4 protein-coding genes are annotated in these 4529 nt (G+C 52.0%); all 4 read left to right on the forward strand.

Translation table 11 applies throughout. From position 1 onward, the window contains the following. The coding region (locus AC6F7T_RS02000) for an outer membrane beta-barrel protein (RefSeq protein ID WP_500716297.1) at nt 1-572 on the forward strand (572 nt) is incomplete at its 5' end. 2 nt (nt 573-574) lie between these two features. Continuing rightward, on the forward strand, nt 575-1747 hold the full coding sequence (locus tag AC6F7T_RS02005) for an XrtA/PEP-CTERM system-associated ATPase (protein WP_500716298.1): 1173 nt from the start codon (nt 575-577) through the stop codon (nt 1745-1747). A 311-nt stretch (nt 1748-2058) separates the two neighbouring features. Beyond that, nucleotides 2059-3012, forward strand: coding sequence for an NAD-dependent epimerase/dehydratase family protein (locus tag AC6F7T_RS02010; protein ID WP_500716299.1), 954 nt, complete (start codon nt 2059-2061; stop codon nt 3010-3012). Nucleotides 3013-3116: 104 nt separating this feature from the next. After that, nucleotides 3117-4433 carry a nucleotide sugar dehydrogenase gene (locus tag AC6F7T_RS02015; RefSeq protein ID WP_500716300.1) on the forward strand — a complete coding sequence of 439 codons (1317 nt, stop codon included), beginning with the start codon at nt 3117-3119 and terminating at the stop codon, nt 4431-4433. Nucleotides 4434-4529: the final 96 nt, after the last annotated feature.

A 4529-nucleotide genomic window follows, 5' to 3' on the forward strand; every position in this document is an offset into this window, starting at 1 on the left:
TCGGTGGGGATTATCGGCTCGGAGCACGTACGACCCTGTCTGCAACGGTTGGTCGCACCTGGATCGAATACGACCGTGGTGATGAAACCGACAGCACCATTTGGTCAACGGATCTTAGCTATCGGCTCAGTGAAGCCATCCAGGCAACCCTGGCCTACAGTCAGGATTTTGTCATGACCGCTAGAGACGGTTTGTCTCGAACCCGCGAGGGTAGCTTTGCCCTGGTTTATACGCCGCCGAAGGTCAGTGCGCGCACCCAGTTGTTCTGGCGCGAACTTGACTATCAGCGGCAGAACCGTATTGATGAATCCTACGGGGTGCGCCTGTTGATTGACCGACAGCTTGGACGTTCGTTGACTGCCGGGCTGGATGCCGGGTATGAACACATTGATAATAAAGATTCGGCGACGGATGAACAAATTCATCGCTACACCCTTGGCGGCACCCTCGGCTACGAATATCGACGTTTTAATCTGTCCCTTTCTTATCGTCACCGTTACAACGATTCCGATCTCAACGGTCGTGACTATCGCAACAACATTATTACCCTTCGAGGAACATTACGGTTTTAATTATGTATACAAAGTTTTTTGATTTAAGCGCCAAACCTTTTGATTTGCTGCCCAACCCGCAGTTTCTCTATTTAAGCAAAGGCCACCGCAAGGCCTTGAGCTATCTGCAATATGGTGTTCAGGAGCGGGCCGGCTTTTCCCTGCTGACCGGTGAGGTGGGTTCAGGAAAGACCACCCTGTTGCGCGATATTATCAACAAAATCAGTGGAGAAATGTCGTTGGCCATGGTGTTTAACACCAAAGTTGATGGACATCAGTTGATCGCCCTGATTAATGATGATTTCGGGCTGAAGACTGAAGGCAAAGACAAGGTTCAACTGATCAACGAACTCAACGATTTTCTCCTTGGTGAACATGCCGCCGGCCGCCAGGCCATTATCATTATCGATGAGGCGCAGAACCTAACGGAAGAAGTTCTGGAAGAGATACGGCTGCTTTCCAATTTCGAAGCAGACAGCTTCAAGCTGGTGCAGATTATTCTCGTCGGGCAACCCGAGCTTAAACAGATTATCGCGCGCCCATCATTGCGCCAACTACGCCAGCGCATCAGTATCTGCTGCCATTTGAACCCCTTGAATCGTGAAGAAATTGAGGAATATATTCTTCATCGCCTTGGTACCGTTGGTAGACGTGACTGTATCAATTTTGCTGAAGGGGTTTTTGATGCAATTTTCCGCTTCAGCGCCGGCATTCCGCGGCTGATCAATCTGATTTGTGATTATCTGCTGCTTTCTGCTTTTGTTGAGGAAACCCGTTCTATTGACATGGATATGATCAAAGACGCGTTGACCGAACTTTCCTTTGAAGACGAACATCGGATCAGCGCTGAAAAGCCGGAGGCGACTGCAACTGCTGAGAGCGACTCCCCGGCGTATCTGATTACCACCGGCTCAAGCCTTGATAACCGGTTAGCCCGCATCGAAGAAAACTACGCCAAGCTCAGTGCCACCCGCACCGAAAACGAGGCGATTATCGAGCGAATGTCGAGCCAGGGGAGCATCCTTGAATACCTGATCAATCAGCAGCAAAAGCAGTTCGTGCAGATTGAGGATCAACTAAAAAAAATCTCCGCCCAGGTCGAACGCTTGCGCCAGATGCTGGTGGCCGATCACCACCGCAGTACACCATTGGATGTGGTTAAACTGGAACCGCTGGTGCGCAAGGATCGTGGGTAGTGGGGAGTGGGGAGTGGGGAGTGGGGAGTGGGGAGTGGGGAGTGGGGAGTGGGAAAGCAGTGACGAGTGATGAGTGATGAGGAAAAACATTAACGCAGAGACTGAATATAGAATATAGAATTTGAAAACCTCCTGAATTCTAACTAACTCCTGTATTCTGCCTTTTTAGCACCGCTCACCGCTCACTGTTTACCGCTCACCGTTTTTACAAATGACGCCGCCTTGCGGCAGACACCGCGAAGCGGTAGACATCGCTTTAGCGATGGACCAATGACGCCGCCCTGCGGCAGACACCGCGAAGCGGTATATATATGACAAATGACAAATTAAAAATTCTCGTAACCGGTGGGGCCGGTTTTATCGGATCGCATCTGGTGGATCTGCTGCTTTCACAGAACCATCAGGTAGTGGTTCTTGATAACTTCAGCACCGGCAAGTTGAGTAATCTCCCCGCTGCCGGTGGCGCACTACAGATCGTGAACGGCGATATCCGTTGTGGTGAAACGGTTGAACAGGCAGCGAGTGGCTGTCATGTTATCGTTCATCTGGCGGCAATTGCTTCCGTACAGGCTTCGGTGGAGGACCCTTGCGGCACCCATCAGGTCAATCTGGTCGGCACCCTCAATCTGCTTGAAGCGGCAAAAAAACGGGGAATCGGCCGCTTTGTCTATGCTTCTTCTGCTGCCGTTTACGGCAACACCGAGGAGTTGCCGGTGCGCGAGCATAACCAACTCAAACCCCTGACTCCCTATGCTGTCGACAAGCTGGCCGGCGAGTATTATATCGATTTTTACCGGCGCCGGTATGGTCTCAAACCCTTCATCTTCCGTTTTTTCAATATCTTCGGCCCCAGGCAAGACCCTTCATCCCCCTATTCGGGAGTGATCAGTATTTTTCTACAGCATGCGCTGGCCGGGCAGCCGATTAATGTGTTTGGTGACGGTGAACAGACCCGCGATTTCGTCTATATTGCTGATCTTGTACGCTTGTTGGATCATGCTGTGTGCACGACCAAGACCATCACCGCGCCGATAAACGTCGGCAACGGCGAACAGACCAGCCTCAATCAGTTGCTGGCGGCGATACAGGCATTTGCTTCGCACACTCTGGAGATCAACTACCAGGAGCCCCGCCCCGGCGATATCCGTCATTCCTGTGCCGACAACCGGCAGGTGCAAAAACAGATGAGCTACACCAGCGAATACACGATCACCGAAGGGCTGAAACGCACCTGGGAGTGGATGGGAAGAAATAGTAAGCCGTGAGCAGTGAGCAATGAACGGTTTTAACCAATGACATCGCTTTAGCGATGGACCAATGACGCCACGAAGTGGCTGTTGCCGCGTTAGCGGCAGACAAGGTTTATTTAATGATTACCATCGCAGAGATTATCAACAAACAAGCTAAAATTGCCGTGGTTGGGCTCGGTTACGTGGGTTTGCCGTTGGCAGCAGCGTTCGGACGCAAGGCCGATGTTATCGGTTTTGACATCGATCAAAAGAAAATTGACCAGCTGCTCTCCGGGATCGATATGACCGGCGAGTTGACGACGGAAGATCTGCACAGTACGCACATCCGCTACACGACCGATCCGGCCGAATTGGGGCTGGCGGATGTGCTGATTGTGACGGTGCCGACGCCTATTGACGCCAACAATAATCCCGATCTGTCACCATTACAAAAATCTTCGGCAACCATCGGCAGGCACATGAAAAAAGGGGCGGTGGTGGTGTACGAATCAACCGTCTACCCCGGTGTCACTGAAGATATCTGTGTGCCGATTCTCGAACAGGAATCGGGCCTGCGCTGTGGAAATGATTTCACCGTCGGTTATTCTCCTGAGCGCATCAATCCCGGTGATAAAGTTCACACTGTTGACAGGATTATCAAGGTGGTGGCCGGTTTCGATGCAGCAACCCTCGATCTGCTGGCATCTGTGTACGAGTTGATCGTCACCGCCGGTGTCCATCGTGCCTCCAGCATCAAGGTGGCCGAAGCCGCAAAGGTCATAGAAAATACCCAGCGCGATCTCAATATTGCCCTGATCAACGAACTGGCGCTGATTTTTAACAAACTTGGCATACCAACGATGGATGTTCTCGCAGCCGCCGGCACCAAATGGAATTTTCTCAAGTTCACCCCCGGCCTGGTCGGTGGTCATTGCATCGGTGTTGACCCCTACTACCTCACCCACAAAGCGGAACAGATCGGTTATCATCCACAGGTGATTCTCGCCGGACGTCGCATCAACGACGGCATGGGCAAATATGTCGCTGAAAACACCGTTAAACAGATGATCAAAGCCGGAAAAATTATCCGTGAAGCTCGCGTGCTGATATTGGGACTGACCTTCAAGGAAGATGTACCCGATATCCGCAACACCAGGGTCATCGATATTGTCAGGGAGTTGCGTGAATACGGTGTCGAGGTGCTGGTTCACGACCCCCTGGCCGACCCTGCTGAGGCTCGGCACGAATACGGCTTGACCCTCACTGCTCTGGATAAAGCAGGGCCGGTCGATGCAATCATCTGCGCCGTCAGTCATCGTGCCTACGCCGGCCTCACCCCGCAATCCTTCGCCCAACTTTGCTCCAACGGCAACGGCCAGGGCACCCTGGTCGATGTCAAAAATTTATACCAGAGAACAGAGATAGAACAAGCCGGACTACTTTATTGGTCGTTGTGATAAAAACGGTGAGCGGTGAGCAGTGAGCAGTGAGCAGTGAGCAGTGAGCAGTGAGCAGTGAGCAGTGAGCAGTGAGCAGTGAGCAGTGAGCCGTGA

This window comes from Pelovirga sp. (genome assembly GCF_059864205.1).